Origin of the sequence: Novacetimonas hansenii JCM 7643, assembly GCF_000964405.1 — a bacterium.
GTDB lineage: Bacteria > Pseudomonadota > Alphaproteobacteria > Acetobacterales > Acetobacteraceae > Novacetimonas > Novacetimonas hansenii.
In genome coordinates this window covers 37410-54201 of record NZ_BANE01000124.1, presented here as the reverse complement: position 1 = coordinate 54201, position 16792 = coordinate 37410, and the positions used below count along the sequence as shown (strand labels likewise).

16 protein-coding genes are annotated in these 16792 nt (G+C 56.4%); 15 read left to right on the top strand and 1 reads right to left on the bottom strand.

Annotation, left to right across the window (positions count from 1 at the left end; translation table 11 throughout):
- From B7G66_RS09685 to B7G66_RS09615, 15 genes are all read left to right on the top strand, one after another.
- The coding region (locus B7G66_RS09685) for a DUF3363 domain-containing protein (protein ID WP_148424791.1) at positions 1 to 287 on the top strand (287 nt) is incomplete at its 5' end.
- 165 nt (positions 288 to 452) lie between these two features.
- On the top strand, positions 453 to 1604 hold the full coding sequence (locus B7G66_RS09680) for a dsDNA nuclease domain-containing protein (protein WP_206778189.1): 1152 nt from the start codon (positions 453 to 455) through the stop codon (positions 1602 to 1604).
- A gap of 33 nt (positions 1605 to 1637) precedes the next feature.
- On the top strand, positions 1638 to 3332 hold the full coding sequence (locus B7G66_RS17350; protein WP_141312789.1) for a V-type ATP synthase subunit I domain-containing protein: 1695 nt from the start codon (positions 1638 to 1640) through the stop codon (positions 3330 to 3332).
- Between the two features lie 143 nt (positions 3333 to 3475).
- Positions 3476 to 5479: a conjugal transfer protein TraG gene (locus B7G66_RS09670; protein WP_040510554.1), complete on the top strand. Its 2004-nt coding sequence runs from the start codon at positions 3476 to 3478 to the stop codon at positions 5477 to 5479.
- Complete coding sequence (locus B7G66_RS09665) at positions 5476 to 5913, top strand: hypothetical protein (RefSeq protein ID WP_003618629.1); 438 nt, start codon at positions 5476 to 5478, stop codon at positions 5911 to 5913. The genes B7G66_RS09670 and B7G66_RS09665 overlap by 4 nt, the downstream gene beginning before the upstream one ends.
- 315 nt (positions 5914 to 6228) lie before the next feature.
- Complete coding sequence (trbB, locus tag B7G66_RS09660) at positions 6229 to 7185, top strand: P-type conjugative transfer ATPase TrbB (RefSeq protein WP_003618630.1); 957 nt, start codon at positions 6229 to 6231, stop codon at positions 7183 to 7185.
- Positions 7185 to 7538, top strand: a complete 354-nt coding sequence (locus tag B7G66_RS09655) for a TrbC/VirB2 family protein (protein ID WP_048859145.1) — start codon at positions 7185 to 7187, stop codon at positions 7536 to 7538. Before trbB ends, B7G66_RS09655 begins: the two co-directional genes overlap by 1 nt.
- Positions 7538 to 7813, top strand: coding sequence for a VirB3 family type IV secretion system protein (locus B7G66_RS09650; RefSeq protein ID WP_003618634.1), 276 nt, complete (start codon positions 7538 to 7540; stop codon positions 7811 to 7813). The genes B7G66_RS09655 and B7G66_RS09650 overlap by 1 nt, the downstream gene beginning before the upstream one ends.
- A 12-nt stretch (positions 7814 to 7825) precedes the next feature.
- Entirely contained in the window at positions 7826 to 10282 is a 2457-nt protein-coding gene (gene trbE, locus B7G66_RS09645) for a conjugal transfer protein TrbE (RefSeq protein WP_003618636.1), read from the top strand.
- Positions 10279 to 11082 (top strand): P-type conjugative transfer protein TrbJ, encoded by an 804-nt coding sequence (gene trbJ, locus B7G66_RS09640; protein ID WP_003618638.1) that lies wholly within the window; start codon positions 10279 to 10281, stop codon positions 11080 to 11082. Before trbE ends, trbJ begins: the two co-directional genes overlap by 4 nt.
- A gap of 5 nt (positions 11083 to 11087) precedes the next feature.
- Positions 11088 to 12551 carry a P-type conjugative transfer protein TrbL gene (gene trbL / locus B7G66_RS09635; RefSeq protein ID WP_003618639.1) on the top strand — a complete coding sequence of 488 codons (1464 nt, stop codon included), beginning with the start codon at positions 11088 to 11090 and terminating at the stop codon, positions 12549 to 12551.
- A gap of 5 nt (positions 12552 to 12556) precedes the next feature.
- Positions 12557 to 13240, top strand: coding sequence for a conjugal transfer protein TrbF (gene trbF / locus B7G66_RS09630; protein WP_003618640.1), 684 nt, complete (start codon positions 12557 to 12559; stop codon positions 13238 to 13240).
- Positions 13237 to 14238, top strand: a complete 1002-nt coding sequence (gene trbG / locus B7G66_RS09625) for a P-type conjugative transfer protein TrbG (protein WP_003618642.1) — start codon at positions 13237 to 13239, stop codon at positions 14236 to 14238. The genes trbF and trbG overlap by 4 nt, the downstream gene beginning before the upstream one ends.
- Positions 14235 to 15443, top strand: coding sequence for a TrbI/VirB10 family protein (locus B7G66_RS09620; protein ID WP_003618645.1), 1209 nt, complete (start codon positions 14235 to 14237; stop codon positions 15441 to 15443). Before trbG ends, B7G66_RS09620 begins: the two co-directional genes overlap by 4 nt.
- Positions 15440 to 15712 (top strand): DUF2274 domain-containing protein, encoded by a 273-nt coding sequence (locus B7G66_RS09615; RefSeq protein ID WP_080545408.1) that lies wholly within the window; start codon positions 15440 to 15442, stop codon positions 15710 to 15712. The genes B7G66_RS09620 and B7G66_RS09615 overlap by 4 nt, the downstream gene beginning before the upstream one ends.
- Here B7G66_RS09615 and B7G66_RS09610 read toward each other — a convergent pair.
- Entirely contained in the window at positions 15621 to 16586 is a 966-nt protein-coding gene (locus tag B7G66_RS09610; protein ID WP_003618648.1) for a LysR family transcriptional regulator, read from the bottom strand. The two genes, B7G66_RS09615 and B7G66_RS09610, sit on opposite strands and share 92 nt — an antisense overlap.
- Positions 16587 to 16792: the final 206 nt, after the last annotated feature.

Below are 16792 nucleotides of genomic sequence, written 5' to 3'. Positions count from 1 at the left end.
CCTCCATGCGGGCGCGGGAGATGGGGGACGTGGCCGAACGTTTGGCCCGCGAAACTGGTCAGCCCATCCAGAGTGCCGAGGCGGGCGAGTATGTCACTGGAACCTACCGGCAGCGCCTGACCCTCGCCTCGGGGCGCTTCGCCATGATTGACGGTGGCCTCGGGTTCCAGCTTGTTCCCTGGACGCCATCGCTGGAGAAACAGATCGGGCGTCATGTCTCGGGCGTCGCGCGGGAGGATGGAGGTGTGGATTGGTCATTCGGTCGTAGAAAAGGATTAGAAATATAAATAAATCATGTAAATATAAAATTATTTATACGATAATCGTATGTGTATTCTTTGTAAAGAACAATCAATTTTTTTGGTATCAAATTCAAAAGCTCGATAGCTTTTAATGCTTGACCTCATGTTGATGAGGTTCATAGTTGCAGAGTGTTGCAATGGGAGGCTTTTGTGTCTGTGGGAATTTCAGAATTTTTTACAGTTTCCCAGCGTGCTGAAATTTCCGAGACCGGTGGTGGGCACAACCAAAAAGGAATAGAATTTCAAAAAAATTGGGCATTAATAAAAATGCTTGAGATGGAAAGTAATAATTCAGAAGATTTTTTATTTCTATTTGAGGCTGTTCAAGATATTGCGATATTAGATTCTGAAATTGATCCGAAAAAAATAAAACTTTTCCAGCTAAAAAAGAAGGACCGAGGTGAGTGGTCTTGGTCGGGACTGAGTTGTTTAAGCAAACCAGAAGACCCGCAGAAAAAAAAGAAGAGCAAGAGGAAGAGTATTCCTCTCGAAAGCATAAAATCTAGCCCAATTGGTAAGCTCTATAATGCTGTAGATGCTTTTAAAACTATGTCTAGTGAAGGTCGTTTTGTTTCAAACTCTGGTTGTGACTTATTGATGAAAGATGGTTCCAACGCCGCGACGTCAACAATGGTAAGTCTTGATATGCTTCCCACTGAATTTTCAGACCTTCTAGTTAAAGCACTTCAGAGTTTTGATCCTAATGGATCATTACCTGATACCTCCAAGCTTTATATAGAAAAAGTATCGATTCCTGTAGATGATCCTGTGCCTTATTCGATAGGAAAAGCTTGTGAGTTTTTGCGTAATCGTAGCCCTTTGCACGCAGGACAAGCTCAATCTTTTGTTGAAAGCCTTCTAATAAAAATCACTCCCCTTGGAGCGAGAACGGAAACATGTAGAAATTTTGAAGAAATGCGTTATCGGCATGGATTTGGACGCAAGAATTTTCAAGCTGCATTAAATTCATTGGAAAAAATTATTGATCCTACTCCTTACTATGATTCTTGGTTAAATCAATTACAGAAAGAAGGGTTTAACTTGATTGAAATTACAGCAATACGAATAGCTTTAACTGAAATTAGTAGGAGAAAATTATCTGGAACGAACCTTAAAGAGGATATAGAGATAGAGATGGAAGTAAAAAAATTACTACCTGTAAACCCAATACCACCTATACTCCAGCCTTGGCTGGAAACACTCACAGCCTCTCTTGCAGAAATGTTTCCACATGAAAAAAAAGCAAAGCTGAGAGCGTATATCCTGTGTGGAGCGATCGAACAATGCGTGGACCTAACTTAAGGCGTTTGGTGAGAAGCCTGCGGACAAAATCATATGAAAATCTTCAGATTCAAAAGTATTTCACTGCTATCTCACGCCGAGAAAAAAGCAAGGAGGATAACTTTCAGCCCCCACAGAAATCTATTAGTCGGAGGCAATCACACAGGTAAGTCTACCATAATAAAATCTCTTTTTATCACATTGGGTGCTTACCCAGAGGGTAAGTTATCTCGGTGGGATGTTGGCGCTATTACGTTAGTCAGCTTTACGATTAACGAGAAAAATTATTCTGTTCTTTATCAGAAACCATTGAGAGCATTGTTCGATGATAAAGGATCTTTATTATTTTTAACATTTAAAGATGGAGAGTGGGGAACATATTTTTCACAACTCCTCGGATTTAATTTGGCTCTGACTGACAAAAATAATGAAACTGTAATTGCTGACGCAAGAGCTTTTTTTCTTCCATTTTATATTAATCAAGATGGAAGTTGGTTTTCAGGATGGAATACATTTAGATATATGGGGCAATATAAAAGTCCAGTACCGAGTGTCTTGGATTATTTTACAGGAGTTAAGCCCCCAGAATATTATGAATTAAATTCAATGCGAAGGACTAAGTTATTTTCGCGGGCAGATATCGTGCGTGATAAGCTTTTAGTGGAGCAGGTAAGGCTGCGTCTAAGCAACAAACTTCCGTTAAGCGGTCCTAAAGTAGTCCCTGAAGCTTTTGAGCAGGATATTAGCCGACTTACTTCAGAAATAACTGAATTAAACGCGAAACAGGAAGATAAACGCAATGAGTTAGTCAGATTGCGGGAAACTGTTTCAAGCCTGTTTCTTCAAATTCAGATGGCCGATGAAGCGCTTAGAAATTATAAAAAAGATACACGTTACCTTCAATCAGACCATGATTTAGATCTTACTTGTCCAACTTGTGGTGCTGAACATAACAAAATATTCTTTGATCTATTATCATTCACTGATGATGCGCGAGTGTTATTTGATTTATCAGTCCGCCTGAAAGAGGATTTAATAGATGCGCAGAATAAAGTTCGTTTGAAAGAAGTAGATCTAAAAATATTGAATGAAAATTATGTTCGAATAAATAAAATTCTTGAAATAAAACGTGGAGATTTGATTTTTGGAGATGTTATTCTTGGGATGGGGGGCGAAGCAGCTTCTTTGGCTTTTGAAGAGGAATTAAGTGAATTAAAATCAAAAATTAAAGAAATAAATATAGAAATTGAGTCGATTGACGCTGATATAGCTGTGTTAGTGAGTAGAAAAAGATCTTCTGAAATATTAAGTAATTTCCGCATTTCGTTTGAAAAATCGGCATCATTGCTGAATGTGTCTTTCGAAAACTCAAAAAAGATGAATCTATCTTCCAGACCGGATGTATCAGGAAGCGCGGGACCAAGATCTATACTTGCATATTATGCAGCCATTTGGAGTAATTGTTCCGGTAAGTATGGTTCATTTTCAGTACCTTTAGTGATTGACTCACCTCAGCAACAAGGGCAAGACGAGGAAAACCTGCCTAGGATGATCGCTTTTATTTCTTCACATTTACTGGGAAACAAACAAATCATTCTTGGCGCTGAAGCTACGACACAAGAGACTTTTGATCATGTAGTTCGCTTGAGTGCAGAGTATCGACTTTTGCAAGAAGATGAGTGGGATGAGGTTAAAGATATTATTGATCCTTTTCTTGAAAAAATACATAAATATACTATAGAAAATTAATATTCGTATCATTTTTTTAATGAATATATTCATTGCATCGACAATTTTACGCTCAGCTACGCATTTAAATTTCGAAGTATTGAATATACTCCATTCGTATAGTCTGATTTCTTCCGGCTGTAGCGCCGGAGGAAACTATTCTCATGTCTGGTTCTAAAATTTTATGGGGACAGGTGAGCGTTGTTCTGCTCATGATCGTGTTCTCCTGGTGGTTGGCGACACAGTGGGTCGCGTGGAAACTGGGATTTCAGGCTCAGTTGGGGGCTCCGTGGTTTGTAATCTTCCAGCACTGGGTAGTTTATTGGCCACCCATGATTTTTTGGTGGTGGTATCTATACGACGCATATGCTCCGGATATCTTCGAACAGGGCGGTTGGATTGCGGGCAGTGGTGGTGTGCTGGCATTAGCGTCTGCCATAGCACTTTCTGTCCGTCGTGCGCGTGAGGCAAGACGCGTAGCGACCTACGGAAGCGCGCGTTGGGCCAGTCGTGAGGAATTGCAGCAATCCGGGCTGCTCGATCCTGACGGTGTCATTCTTGGGCAGTATGGGCGTGACTATCTCCGCCATAATGGTCCCGAGCACGTCCTCTGTTTTGCGCCGACCCGATCCGGTAAAGGGGTAGGGCTCGTTATTCCTACCCTTCTGACATGGCCCGGATCAACTATCGTCCATGATATCAAGGGTGAAAACTGGCAGATTACGGCGGGTTTTCGTGCGCGTTTCAGTCAGGTCATTCTGTTCGACCCGACCAATCCAGCTTCTGATCCCTACAACCCGCTGCTTGAAATCCGGCAGGGGGAGTGGGAAGTGCGCGACGCCCAGAATGTCGCGGACGTGCTTGTCGATCCCGAAGGATCGCTTGAACGCCGGAACCATTGGGAGAAAACATCACACTCTCTGCTAGTGGGCGCCATCCTCCATGTTCTGTATGCGGAGCAGGACAAGACGCTCTATGGCGTTGCCAACCTGCTTTCCGATCCGAAACGCTCGATTGAAGCCACGCTAGCGGCGATGATGCAGACGAAGCATCTCGGCAAGGATGGCCAGCATCCGGTGGTTGCATCAGCCGCCCGTGAACTGCTGAACAAATCTCCCAACGAACGATCGGGTGTGCTCTCCACCGCCATGTCGTTTCTTGGCCTGTATCGCGATCCGGTCGTCGCGAAAGTTACCTCGCGTTGTGCCTGGCGGATTGCTGATATTGTCAAAGGGCATCGGCCCACCACGCTTTATCTCAGTGTGCCACCCTCGGATATCAGTCGTACAAAACCGTTGATCCGTCTGATGCTGAACCAGATCGGGCGCAGGCTGACCGAGGATCTGAACGCGCATAAACATAATCATCGCCTGCTGATGATGCTGGATGAATTTCCCGCACTCGGACGGCTCGACTTTTTTGAGAGCGCTCTGGCGTTCATGGGAGGCTATGGCATCAAGGCTTTTCTGATCGCCCAGAGCCTCAATCAGATTGAGAAAGCCTATGGTCAGAACAACTCGATCCTCGATAACTGCCATGTGCGGGTCAGTTTTGCCACCAATGATGAACGGACCGCCAAACGGGTTTCGGATGCGCTGGGGACCGCGACCGAAATCCGGTCGCAGAAAAACTATGCCGGGCATCGCCTGTCACCCTGGCTGGGGCATCTGATGGTCTCGCGGCAGGAAAGCGCACGCCCGCTCCTGACGCCCGGTGAAATCATGCAGCTTCCACCAGCCGATGAAATTGTCATGGCGGCTGGCACCCCGCCTGTACGGGCCAAGAAGGCACGCTATTACGCTGATACGCGCTTCAAGGAACGATTGCTTCCACCGCCTAAGTCGGGCGAGGCAAAGGCGTCAACACCAACGCATCCGGATGACTGGACCCTGCGCCCCTTGCCTGAAACAGCCGGACACGGCTCAGCTCCCACACAGCCAACGCAGGAAGAGGAAACGCCTCTGGGGGCTGGTCACAAGCGCACTCCGGATGCCGACCCCAGCGATATTCCACCCCGCGACGAGACGGATGAGCAGCGCGAACAGACCAGGCCACCCGAGGCCGGCCAGCGCGGCACACGGTGGGACCGGGACTTTCTCGATCTGCAGAAAGTCGCCCGGCTGGCTGCCATTGACCGCGATGATGGCATGGAGATCGGTGGACCATGAAACGCCCCCGCAAGAAGCAACAGATGACGGTCTATCTCGAGCCCGATCTGTTCAAAGCTGTCAGTGATATGGCAACCCGCCGCCGTCAGTCCGGTTCCCTCGTGGTCGAGACAGCTCTTTCTGTCTTTTTCTCGCCAGAAGAGGGGACCGGGCAGGCCGCACTGACCCGACGGTTGGACCGTGTCGATAAACGCCTGTCACGGCTGGAGCGTGATACCGGGATTACCGTCGAGACGTTGGCCCAGTTCATTCGTTTCTGGATGATCATGACGCCCGCGTTGCCGGAAAGCTCGGCTGCTGCTGCACGGGCGCAGGCGGCCGAGCGTTATGAAGGCTTCATCGAAGCACTCGGCAGGCGTCTGGCGACAGGCCGCCGCCTGCATGAAGATGTTCTTCCGTCCAATGCCGCCGGAGGGGAGCCAGATCCATCGTAACGAAAACAGTGTCTGTGCTTACGGCTGAATTTGAAGGCACGCCTGAGGTTGAATTTACTCAGGGATATGTCTTTTCGGATTGCGGCAGAACCGACTTTTCATAGCGTCGGGTCTGTCTGAGTGCTGCCTCCCGCCGATAATTTTACGCCTCATTGCGCCCCGTTACGCAGCCCGATGAAACACTGTTGAAAACTGGGGGAATGGTCCCCTCTTAATACTTCCCGCGCCTGTGATCTGTGTCTCAGGTCTCAAAAAGCGGGGGTTTTCATGACAGTTCATCAGCCTTTGTCCCCCGGGACGGTGCGAAGCTCCGCCATGCTGCGTACGGCGATGGGGCCTGCTATTGCGGCGCATCTCTCCGACCCTGCCACGATCGAGGTCATGCTGAACCCGGATGGTCGGCTGTGGACTGACCGTCTGGCAGGCGGAATGACCGACACGGGGGAAATTCTCTCCGCCGCCGATGCCGAACGCATTGTGCGGCTGGTCGCTCATCATGCGGGAGCCGAGGTGCATGCTGGTGCCCCCCGCGTATCAGCCGAACTGCCGGGTGGGGAGCGGTTCGAAGGATTACTGCCACCGGTGGTGACAGCACCGAGTTTTGCCATTCGAAAACCGGCCGTCGCGGTCTTCACGCTCGGGGATTATGTCGCGGCCAACATCATGACAGAAGCGCAGGCTGACTGGCTGCGCACTGCTGTTACGGCCTGCAGGAATATCCTTGTGGTCGGTGGCACATCGACCGGCAAGACCACGCTGACCAATGCGCTGCTGGCCGAGGTCGCAAAAACAGAGGATCGCGTGGTCCTGATCGAGGACACGCGCGAGCTGCAATGCACGGCGCCCAATCTGATCGCCATGCGTACAAAGGATGGTGTCATCACACTGTCCGAACTGGTGCGATCGGCACTCCGCCTGCGCCCTGACCGTATCCCGATTGGGGAGGTGCGTGGTCCCGAGGCTCTTGATCTGCTCAAGGCCTGGGGCACCGGCCATCCGGGCGGGATTGGTACACTCCACGCCGGATCGGTGCTGGCTGCCCTCTATCGATTGGAACAGTTGATTCAGGAAGCCGTCGTCACCGTGCCACGCGCGATGATTGCCGAAACCATTGACGTGGTCGCCGTGCTGTCAGGGCGCGGCACCGCTCGTCGTCTGAGTGAACTGGCCGAAATCGACGGTCTTGATCCCGCCACAGGCGCTTACCGCATCCGTCCGGCCAGCCTGTCATCCTCCGAAACACCATTCTCCGGGAAGGGAGAGTCATCATGATGTCCCGTTCACGCCTCCATTCCGTCGCCCGGTCTGCTTGCAGCCTGCCCGATAGTCGTGTGATCGGCACAGCGATGCTGCTGTCGCTCTGCTTCGGGTCATCGGCCTGGGCATCGGGGGCCGGTATGCCATGGGAAGAGCCGCTCAACCAGATTCTGGAATCCGTGCAAGGGCCGGTCGCGAAGATCGTCTCGGTGATCATCATCACCGTGACCGGCCTGACCCTCGCCTTTGGGGAAAGCTCGGGCGGATTTCGTCGCCTGATCCAGATCGTCTTTGGTTTGTCCATAGCTTTTGCGGCCAGCTCGTTTTTTCTGTCCTTCTTCTCCTTCTCGGGCGGGGCGCTGATCTGATGGCGGACTATAACGATGATGCGGTGCCGGGCTTTCATGTCCCGGTGCATCGCTCCCTGACCGATCCGATCCTGCTGGGTGGCGCGCCACGTGCCGTGGCCATTGCCAACGGCACACTGGCTGCCGCGATCGCGCTGGGCCTGCGGCTATGGCTGATTGGCGCGGCATTCTGGATCGTGGGGCACACACTCGCGGTCTGGGGCGCCAGGCGCGATCCGTTCTTCATTGAGGTCGGACGGCGGCATCTTCGCTACCCAGCCTGGTTGCGGGTATAGGAGGGCAGGGCGATGATGTCCCTTGACGAATATCGCAACCGTGCTGCGCTCCTCTCCGACTTCCTGCCTTGGGCCGCGTTGGTCGAAAAAGGTGTTGTCCTGAACAAGGATGGGTCTTTCCAGCGCACCGCAAGAATACGCGGCCCTGATCTCGATAGCGCAACGCCTGCTGAACTGGTGGGTGTGACGGCACGACTCAATAATGCCTTGCGGAGATTGGGTTCAGGCTGGGCAGTGTTCGTGGAAGCGCAGCGCGTTCCCGCTACTATCTACCCTGAGAGCGATTTCCCGGACGCCGCCAGTCAGATGGTCGATCTGGAACGCCGGGAGCAGTTTGAGGATGAGGGCGCGCATTTCGAGAGCCGGTATTTTCTCACGCTTGTCTGGCTACCGCCTGCTGAATCATCTGACCGGGCAGCGCGCTTTCTTTATGAGGGGCGGGAACATGACGGGCCGGACCCGCACGGTATGCTCCATGCCTTCGTGGATCGCAGCGATCGGCTGCTGGCCCTGCTGGACGGGTTCATGCCTGAAGCGGCATGGCTGAATGACGGCGAGACGCTGACCTATCTCCATTCCACCATTTCCACCCGGAACCAGCGTGTCCGGGTGCCGGAAATCCCCATGCATCTCGACGCGCTGCTGGTGGATCAACCGCTCGCGGGTGGTTTGGAGCCGAAGCTCGGTGATGCCTATCTGAAAACCCTGACCATTACGGGTTTCCCATCGCGGACATTTCCCGGAATTCTCGATGACCTCAATCGGTTGGCCATGCCCTATCGTTGGTCCACGCGGGCGATCCTGCTGGACAAAACCGATGCGACGAAGGTTCTGACGAAGATCCGGCGTCAGTGGTTCGCAAAGCGCAAGAGCATTGCGGCCATCGTCCGCGAAGTCATGACCAATGAGGCCTCGGTGTTGGTGGACAACGACGCCGCTAATAAGGCGGCTGATGCCGATCTGGCGCTCCAGTCCCTTGGTGCGGATGACGTCGGGCAGGCGTACATCACCGCGACCGTGACGGTCTGGGACGGATCAGCCTCAATCGCCGCCGAGAAGCTGCGTCTGGTCGAGAAGATCATCCAGGGGCGTGACTTTACCTGCATGACGGAAAGCCTGAACGCTGTAGAGGCGTGGCTGGGATCTCTGCCAGGTCATGTCTACGCCAATGTCCGTCAGCCCCCGGTCTCGACGTTGAACCTGGCGCATATGATCCCGCTCTCCGCCGTCTGGGCGGGACCGGACCAGGACGTGCATTTCAAGGCGGCGCCGCTGTTCTACGGCAAGACCGCTGGGGCCACACCGTTCCGGTTCTCGCTTCATGCCAGTGATGTCGGTCACACCTTGATCGCGGGACCGACGGGGGCGGGTAAGTCGGTGCTGTTGGCTTTGATGGCGTTGCAGTTCCGTCGCTATGTGGGTGCGCAGATATTCGCCTTTGACTTCGGCGGGTCCATGCGGGCGGCCGCGCTTGGTATGGGCGGAGACTGGCATGATCTTGGCGGGGGTCTGACGGATGACGACGCCCCGGGTGTGGACGGCTTTCCCGGTGTTTCACTCCAGCCACTGGCGTGGATCGATGATGCCGACGAGCGCAAATGGGCCAGCGAATGGCTGGGGCAGATCATGGTCACTGAAGGGATCGCGCTGACGCCAGACGTCAAAGCATACCTCTGGTCGGCCCTGAATTCCCTGGCATCGTCGCCTGTGCCGGAACGCACCCTGTCCGGGTTGGTAGCACTCCTCCAGTCCAACGCCCTGAAACAGGCATTGGCGCCATACTGCCTGGATGGTCCTTATGGTCGCCTGCTGGACGCGGACGCCGAGCGGCTGGGTGACGCCGATGCGGTGGTGTTCGAGACCGAGGGGCTGATCGGCTCCGGTGCGGCGTCACCCGTTCTCGCCTACCTGTTCCATCGCATTGAGGGTCGTCTGGACGGCCGCCCGACGCTGCTGGTCATCGACGAGGGATGGCTGGTGCTGGATGACGGCGATTTCGCCGGCCAGCTCCGCGAATGGCTGAAAACGCTGCGCAAAAAGAATGCCAGCGTCATCTTCGCCACGCAGTCGCTTTCCGACATTGCCAATTCACCCATCTCCCCGGCCGTGGTGGAAAGCTGCCCGACGCGGATCTTTCTGCCTAACGAGCGGGCCATCGAGCCGCAGATTATGACCATCTATCGCGACTTCGGTCTGAACGACCGTCAGATTGCCATCATCGCGCGGGCTGCCTCGAAGCGGGAGTATTACTGCCAGACCCAGCGTGGCAACCGGCTGTTCGAACTCGGCCTCGGTCCCGTCGCTCTGGCCCTGTGCGCCGCATCCGGCAAGGACGATCACAGGCTGATTGATGCGGTTCTGGCGGAACACGGCCGCGACGGTTTTCTCCCCGCGTGGTTTGAGGCGCGTGGTGTGGCATGGGCGGCGGATCTTTTGGGTGAAGACCTCCGATCGGAGGGCGTGCCATGACGGAAAAAACTTTCGGGCCTTGGACTGAATTTTTCGGTCGCGCTCACGAAAAACGTTTCCGCCGAGGTGTTCTTCTCTCTTCTGCACTGCTGGCGGTCGGCGGGACGTTCTCTCCCTTACGTCCGGCGCACGCGCAATGGGCCGTGTATGACGGGGCGAACCATGTCGAGAACGTGCTGATCGCAGCTCGTACGCTCCAGCAGATCGACAACCAGATCACCTCTCTCGCCAATCAGGCGCAGGTGCTGGTCAATCAGGGGCGGAACCTCGCAAGCCTGCCACTCTCGACATTGTCGACGCTGCAATCAACGATTTCCCAGACGACGGCTCTGCTCGCGCAGGCGCAGAACATCGCCTACAGCGTCCAGTCCGTCGAGCAGCAGTATCAGCAGGCGTACACGTCCGTCTCCTCCGGGATGTCCGACAGTGCCCTGTTCAACCAGGCGCAGACGCGCTGGCAGAATTCCATCGGTGGGTTTGAGGATGCCCTGAAGCTGCAGGCGCGGGTGGTGGGCAATATCCCCAGCGATAGTTCGGCCATGAGCCAGCTCGTGTCCTCCAGCCAGACCTCGACAGGCGCGTTGCAGGCCGCGCAGGCTGGAAACCAGCTTCTGGCTCTGCAATCCCGTCAGTTATCCGATATCCAGGCCGAACTCGCCGCCAATGGCCGGGCCACCGCCCTGCAACAGGCGCGCGAGGCCGCTACGGAAGCGGAGAGCGAAGCGCAGTATCAGCATTTCTCCCAGCATGACGCCTACGTGCCCGGCACGGTGTCGATGTTCGGCAGCAGCGGGAACTGACCGCCATGGCCACCAACGATGTCGGGGTGATCGACACCTTCCTGAATGCCTTCACCACCACCATCGATACCGGGTTCGGTCTGGTGAAAGGGGATGTGATCTCGCTGGCAGGAACACTGTCTGTGCTGGATATCGCACTGGCCGGGCTGTTCTGGGCCTGGGCGGCGGATGAGGACATCATCCAGCGCCTGGTCAAGAAGACGCTGTATATCGGTTTCTTCGCCTTCGTGATTAACAATTTCGACCATCTGTCAAAGCTGGTGTTTGACAGTTTTGCCCAGCTTGGTCTGAGGGCAGGCGGAGGCAGGCTGGCTCTTGCGGACTTTCTTCGTCCTGGCCGCCTCGCGTCCACCGGTTTTGATGCCGCCCGCCCTTTGTTGGACTCTGCCCACACTCTGCTCGGCCCAGTCGCCTTCTTTACGAATTTCATCCAGATCTTCGTGCTCTGTCTGTCCTGGCTGATCGTGCTCGCGGCGTTCTTCATTCTGGCCGTGCAGCTTTTTGTCGCTCTGATCGAATTCAAGCTGACCACGCTGGCGGGCTTCGTGCTGATCCCGTTCGCCCTGTTCAATCGCACTGCTTTTCTGGCGGAGAAGGTGCTGGGCAACGTCGTATCCTCGGGCGTGAAGATCATGGTGCTGGCGGTGATCTCCGCCATCGCCTCCGTTCTGTTCGGGCAATTTGCAACATCCTATGGCAGCGATGTGCCAACCATCGGGCAAGCGGTGTCGGTGGTGCTGGCCTCTCTAGCGATTGTCGGCCTGTCGATTTTTGGCGGCAGCATCGCCAACGGGCTGATCTCCGGAGCTCCCCAGCTTGGGGCAGGGGCCGCTGTCGGCACTGGTATGGCGGTTGGTGCCATGGGGGCTGCGGCGGTGGCTGGTGTTGGAGCCGTCGCCTCTGGTGGCGCTGCGGCTGTGGGTGCGACCGCTGCCGCCGCCCGCGGAGGAGCCGCGATCGCCGGGGCCGCCACGTCAGCCTATTCGGCCGGAGCGGCTGGCGCATCTGGTGGCGCGGGCAGTATGGCCGCCGGGATCGGAGGCATGGGCCGGGCTGTCGGCGGGAATATCGCGAATGCCGCCAAAGGGGCGGCATCGCGTGCAGGCTCATCTCTCAAGGAAAGTTACGCCGCCGGCAGCCAATGGGCCGCACAGGGCATGGGGGGCGAGCAGGGTGGTGAAACCGGTGGTTCTGACGGAGGTGGCCCCACGCCATCCGGGGACAATCCCTCTGGTGGAGGAGGTTCTCCGGCCGGTGGTGGCCCGGCAGGTACCGGTCCGTCCGGAGGTGGTGATGGTGGTGGAGAGGGCGGGGCTGGCTCCGGTCGTACCGACGGTGAGCCGCCGCGCTGGGCGCGCACCATGAAGCGTCGCAACGCCGCCACCCATGCCGCCGAGGCGGCACATGTCATCCGCGCCGCCGATGGCGGAGGCGGATCGGCGTCCATTGATCTGTCAGAAAAGGAATAAGGACGATGTTCCGTCGCTCCACCACGCGCTACGGGGCAACACCCGAGCCGGTCACATCTTATCAAAAAGCGGCGCAGATATGGGACGAGCGCATTGGGTCCGCCCGCGTCCAGGCGCGGAACTGGCGACTGATGGCGTTCGGGTCGCTGTTCCTGTCCGTCGGACTTGGCGCGGGACTGGTCTGGCAGTCCGCGCGCGGCACAGTCACGCCGTGGGTCGTGCAGGTCGATCATCTGGGCGAGGCGCAGGTCGTCGCCCCTGCAACAGCGTCCTACAGGCCCACCGATTCACAGATTGCCTGGTATCTGGCCCGCTTCATCGAGGATATCCGCAGTCTGTCCTCCGATCCCGTGGTGGTGCGGCAGAACTGGCTGCGTGGGTATGATTTCACCACAACGTCAGGTGCCGTCGCACTGAATGACTATGCGCGCCTGAATGACCCTTTTGCCCGGGTCGGGCGTGAGCAGGTTGAGTTGGATGTCTCATCGGTCATCCGTGCGTCGCCCACGAGTTTCAGGATTGCATGGGTCGAGCGGCATTATCGCGATGGGGCTTTCGTTGGCACAGAGCGATGGACCGCCATTGTTGTGATCAGGCTCAACACGCCGCGTGACGCCGACCACCTCCGAAAAAATCCTCTGGGGATTTACGTCTCCGCCATCAACTGGTCGAAGGAACTGGGCCAATGATTCGTCGTGCTCTTCGTTTTCTGCCACTAATGATCATGCCTCTGGCTGGATGCGCGCAGCAGTATCATCCACCCGTTATCCGCTATGATGATGCCGTGCAGGCTACACGTCTGCTGGATCCGCCGAAGCCGGTTCAGGTGGTTGAAGTCCCGAAACCGCTTCCCTTGCCGGGCCAACTGAAGCCGCTGCCGTCACGACGAGCGGTCCATCCGGCCTCCGAAGTCGCCGACCCAACCGCGCGTGTGACGCAGGCCAATCTGGCCGCGCGCATTCAGCCTACGCGGGCAGGGTTTATTAATGCGGTGCAGGTTTATCCCTACAGTCCGGGCGCGCTCTATCAGGTCTACACCGCGCCGGGTGAAATCACCGACATCATGCTCCAGCAGGGCGAAAAACTGGTCGGCACGGGGCCGGTGGCAGCGGGGGATACCGTGCGCTGGATCATCGGCGATACCGAGAGCGGGGCAGGGGCGAGCAAACGTATCCATATTTTGGTCAAACCAACCCGACCGGACCTTACCACCAATCTGATCGTTAACACGGATCGGCGGACCTATCTGGCGGAACTGCGTTCCACACCCGCGACCTACATGGCGTCGGTATCGTGGGATTATCCTGAGGACGATCTGATCGCCCTGCGTCGGCAAGACAACGCGGCAGAGGACGAAGCGCCCATTGAAACGGGGCTCAATCTTGATAGCCTGAATTTCCGCTATGCCGTCCAGCCGGTCAAAGGCGGAACACCGCCCTGGCTGCCCAGCCGGGCCTTCGATGATGGGCATAAGGTCTATATCGCCTTCCCATCGGGAATAGGGCAGGGAGAACTGCCGCCGTTGTTCGTGCTGGGGGCCGATGGCGGACCGGAACTGGTCAATTATCGCGTCCGGCAGAACTGGATGATCGTGGATCGGCTGTTTGCTGCCGCTGAACTGCGGCTGGGCGACAAACAGTCTGAACAGCGCGTGCGGATTGTCCGTACCGATGGACGGCGCTCATGACGGGCGAGGAGGATGCGGGCCGCGACGCAGGGCGCGAAGGGGGAATGGAAAGCGGGCGCCCGGCGGTTCCGCCATCTACGCCAGACCTCCGTCTGCGGGCGGAATGGCCAAAGGTCGTCCGGCTGTCGCGCTACGTCATCTGGGCGCTGGCCGGCACCGCGATGATCGGAATAGGTCTGGCGCTCGGTTATGCGCTCCAGAATTCCGGTCGTCAGGGGGCACCGTCAGTCGTTCAGGAGTCTGATGCGCGTCCCTCGGCCGACGGGCTGGATGCCTTGCCGAAGGATTATACCGGCGTGCCGAAGCTGGGACCGCCCTTGCCTGGTGATCTGGGCAAACCGATCCTGAAAGCGCAGCAGGAAGGACGCGCTGGTCCTGTCTCCGGCATGGGCGACCATCGCGCCGAACAGGAAGTCGCGGCTGCCATAGCCAGCAAGCTGTTCGTGCAGACACGTGATGGCGGGCGACAGGACAATGAACTCCCCATCGCTGCACCGGCAACCGGGGGTAACGTCACAGCTGCACAATCTGGCGCGAATGACCGTCAGGCTGCCAACCGTGCCTTTCTGGCGGGAGAGCCCGACCGTGTCACGGTCAGCCCCGATCGTCTGACGCCACCGGCTTCGCCCTACGTGATTCAGGCTGGGACAGTGATTGCGGGCGCGCTGAACACCAAAGTCAGTTCCGACCTGCCGGGCCAGCTCATTGGGCATGTGACGCAGAATGTCTATGACAGTCCGACCGGCCGTTATCTTCTGGTTCCCCAGGGCAGCACGCTGTTCGGGAGCTACAACAGCAGCATCTCGTTCGGTCAGCAGCGCACGCAGGTCATCTGGACCCGACTTATCCGGCCCGATGGTGAAAGCATCGTGTTCGACAGGATGCCTGGCGCGGATGCGATCGGCCAGACCGGCCTGAAGGATCTGGTGGACCAGCACTGGGGCCAACTCTTCAAGGCCGCTCTGGTCACGACCCTGCTTAGCGTCGGTTCCGAAGCCGGCACATCATGGGGCGAGAACAACCTGTTTCAGGCGATCCGCAGCGGGGCCAGCAACGGATTTTCCATGGTGGGGAACCGTCTGATCGACCGCAGCATGGACGTGCAGCCCACGCTGACTGACCGGCCCGGGCTTCCGTTCACCCTGATCGTCAATCGCGATCTTGTCCTCAAACCCTGGCATCAGCAGGAAGGAGCATCCCCATGACCAAACTCCGTATCAGTGCCATCCCCGACAGTCGGCCCGTGAAGCTGACGATCGAATTGACGGCGGAAATCCATCGGGATCTGCTGCTCTATGTCGAACTGGTCTCGGGCACTGCCGGCGAGCCTGCAGACACCGTAACTGACGCGGCCAGACTGGTGCCGCTTATGGTTGGACGTTTCATGGAGACGGATCGGGCGTTCCAGAAACAGCGCCATTCACGGGTGGCTCGGACGAAGTCGGCGGGATCAGGTCCGGGTAACGCTCTCTGAGCAGGGAGAGGAAGGAGGCGAGGGGGCGGCTTGGATTGCTTCGCAACCAGCAGGCAGCGAAGCGCAACTCGCTCGGTGCGTTTTCGAAGCGTAGCTCCCGGTAGACGATCCCCGGCAACGTCTCGCCTGTGCTGCTTTCACAATCGATCATGATCCCTCGGTCCTCACTGACAAAAGGCCGCAGAGACGCCAACGGGATATCATGCTCGATCAGGGTGGGATGATGACTGCCGCGGCCCAGACATGCGCGAATGATCCGTGTCAGTTCCTGACCTGGATCCAGACTGCTGACCAGAAACCGCTCCTTTTTCAGCATCATCCATTCGAGCACCGCTTCGCCAGCAAGAGGGTGTTTCGCGGGTAAGACGGCAATGCATCGCTCTGGCCACAGCGGAAGAGACCCTTCCGGCCAGTTCAATTCGCCAGCCGTCACGATGGCAATGTCAAGATGACCCCGTTCAACGGCCGCAAGAAGCTCACGGCGGGTACCACCGACCAGCCGCCACTGGAGGTCCGGGTAACGACTGCGGAATTCAGTCAGGGTGGCGCGCAGATTGCCGGTCGAAACTGAGGTATAAAATCCAATAGCAATGCGCTCACCTCTCTTATGGCGGTTGGAGCGCGCATGGGCAGTCAGACTCTCCATGTCCTGTAGGATACGTCGTGCGGCCTGCATGAAAGTGGTGCCATCGTCTGTGGGGTGAACGCCGTCTCGCCTCCTTGTAAACAGGGAATAGCCGACATGGTTCTCAAGCGCCTCAATATGCCTGACAACCGTCATCTGCCGCACGCCAAGTTTCAGGGCGGCTTTTCTGATGCTCCCTTGCTCAAGGGCCGCGATTGCATAGCGCAGGTGCCGGGTTTCTATCGTCATTATCAGAGGTTAGCAGGGTCCGGTTCCAGAAATACAGCGTTACAAATCTATATCGCTTTTGCACGAATTTGAGAGCGAAAGTCAGTTAACTGCTCTCACACTGCGCGTGTTCTGCCTGCGCGTGACATGAGGCATCTATAACTAAAGCGTGTCGTTGCAAGCGCTACAACAGCAAGCCTTGGAAGGCCGCGGGACGGCAGCAATGG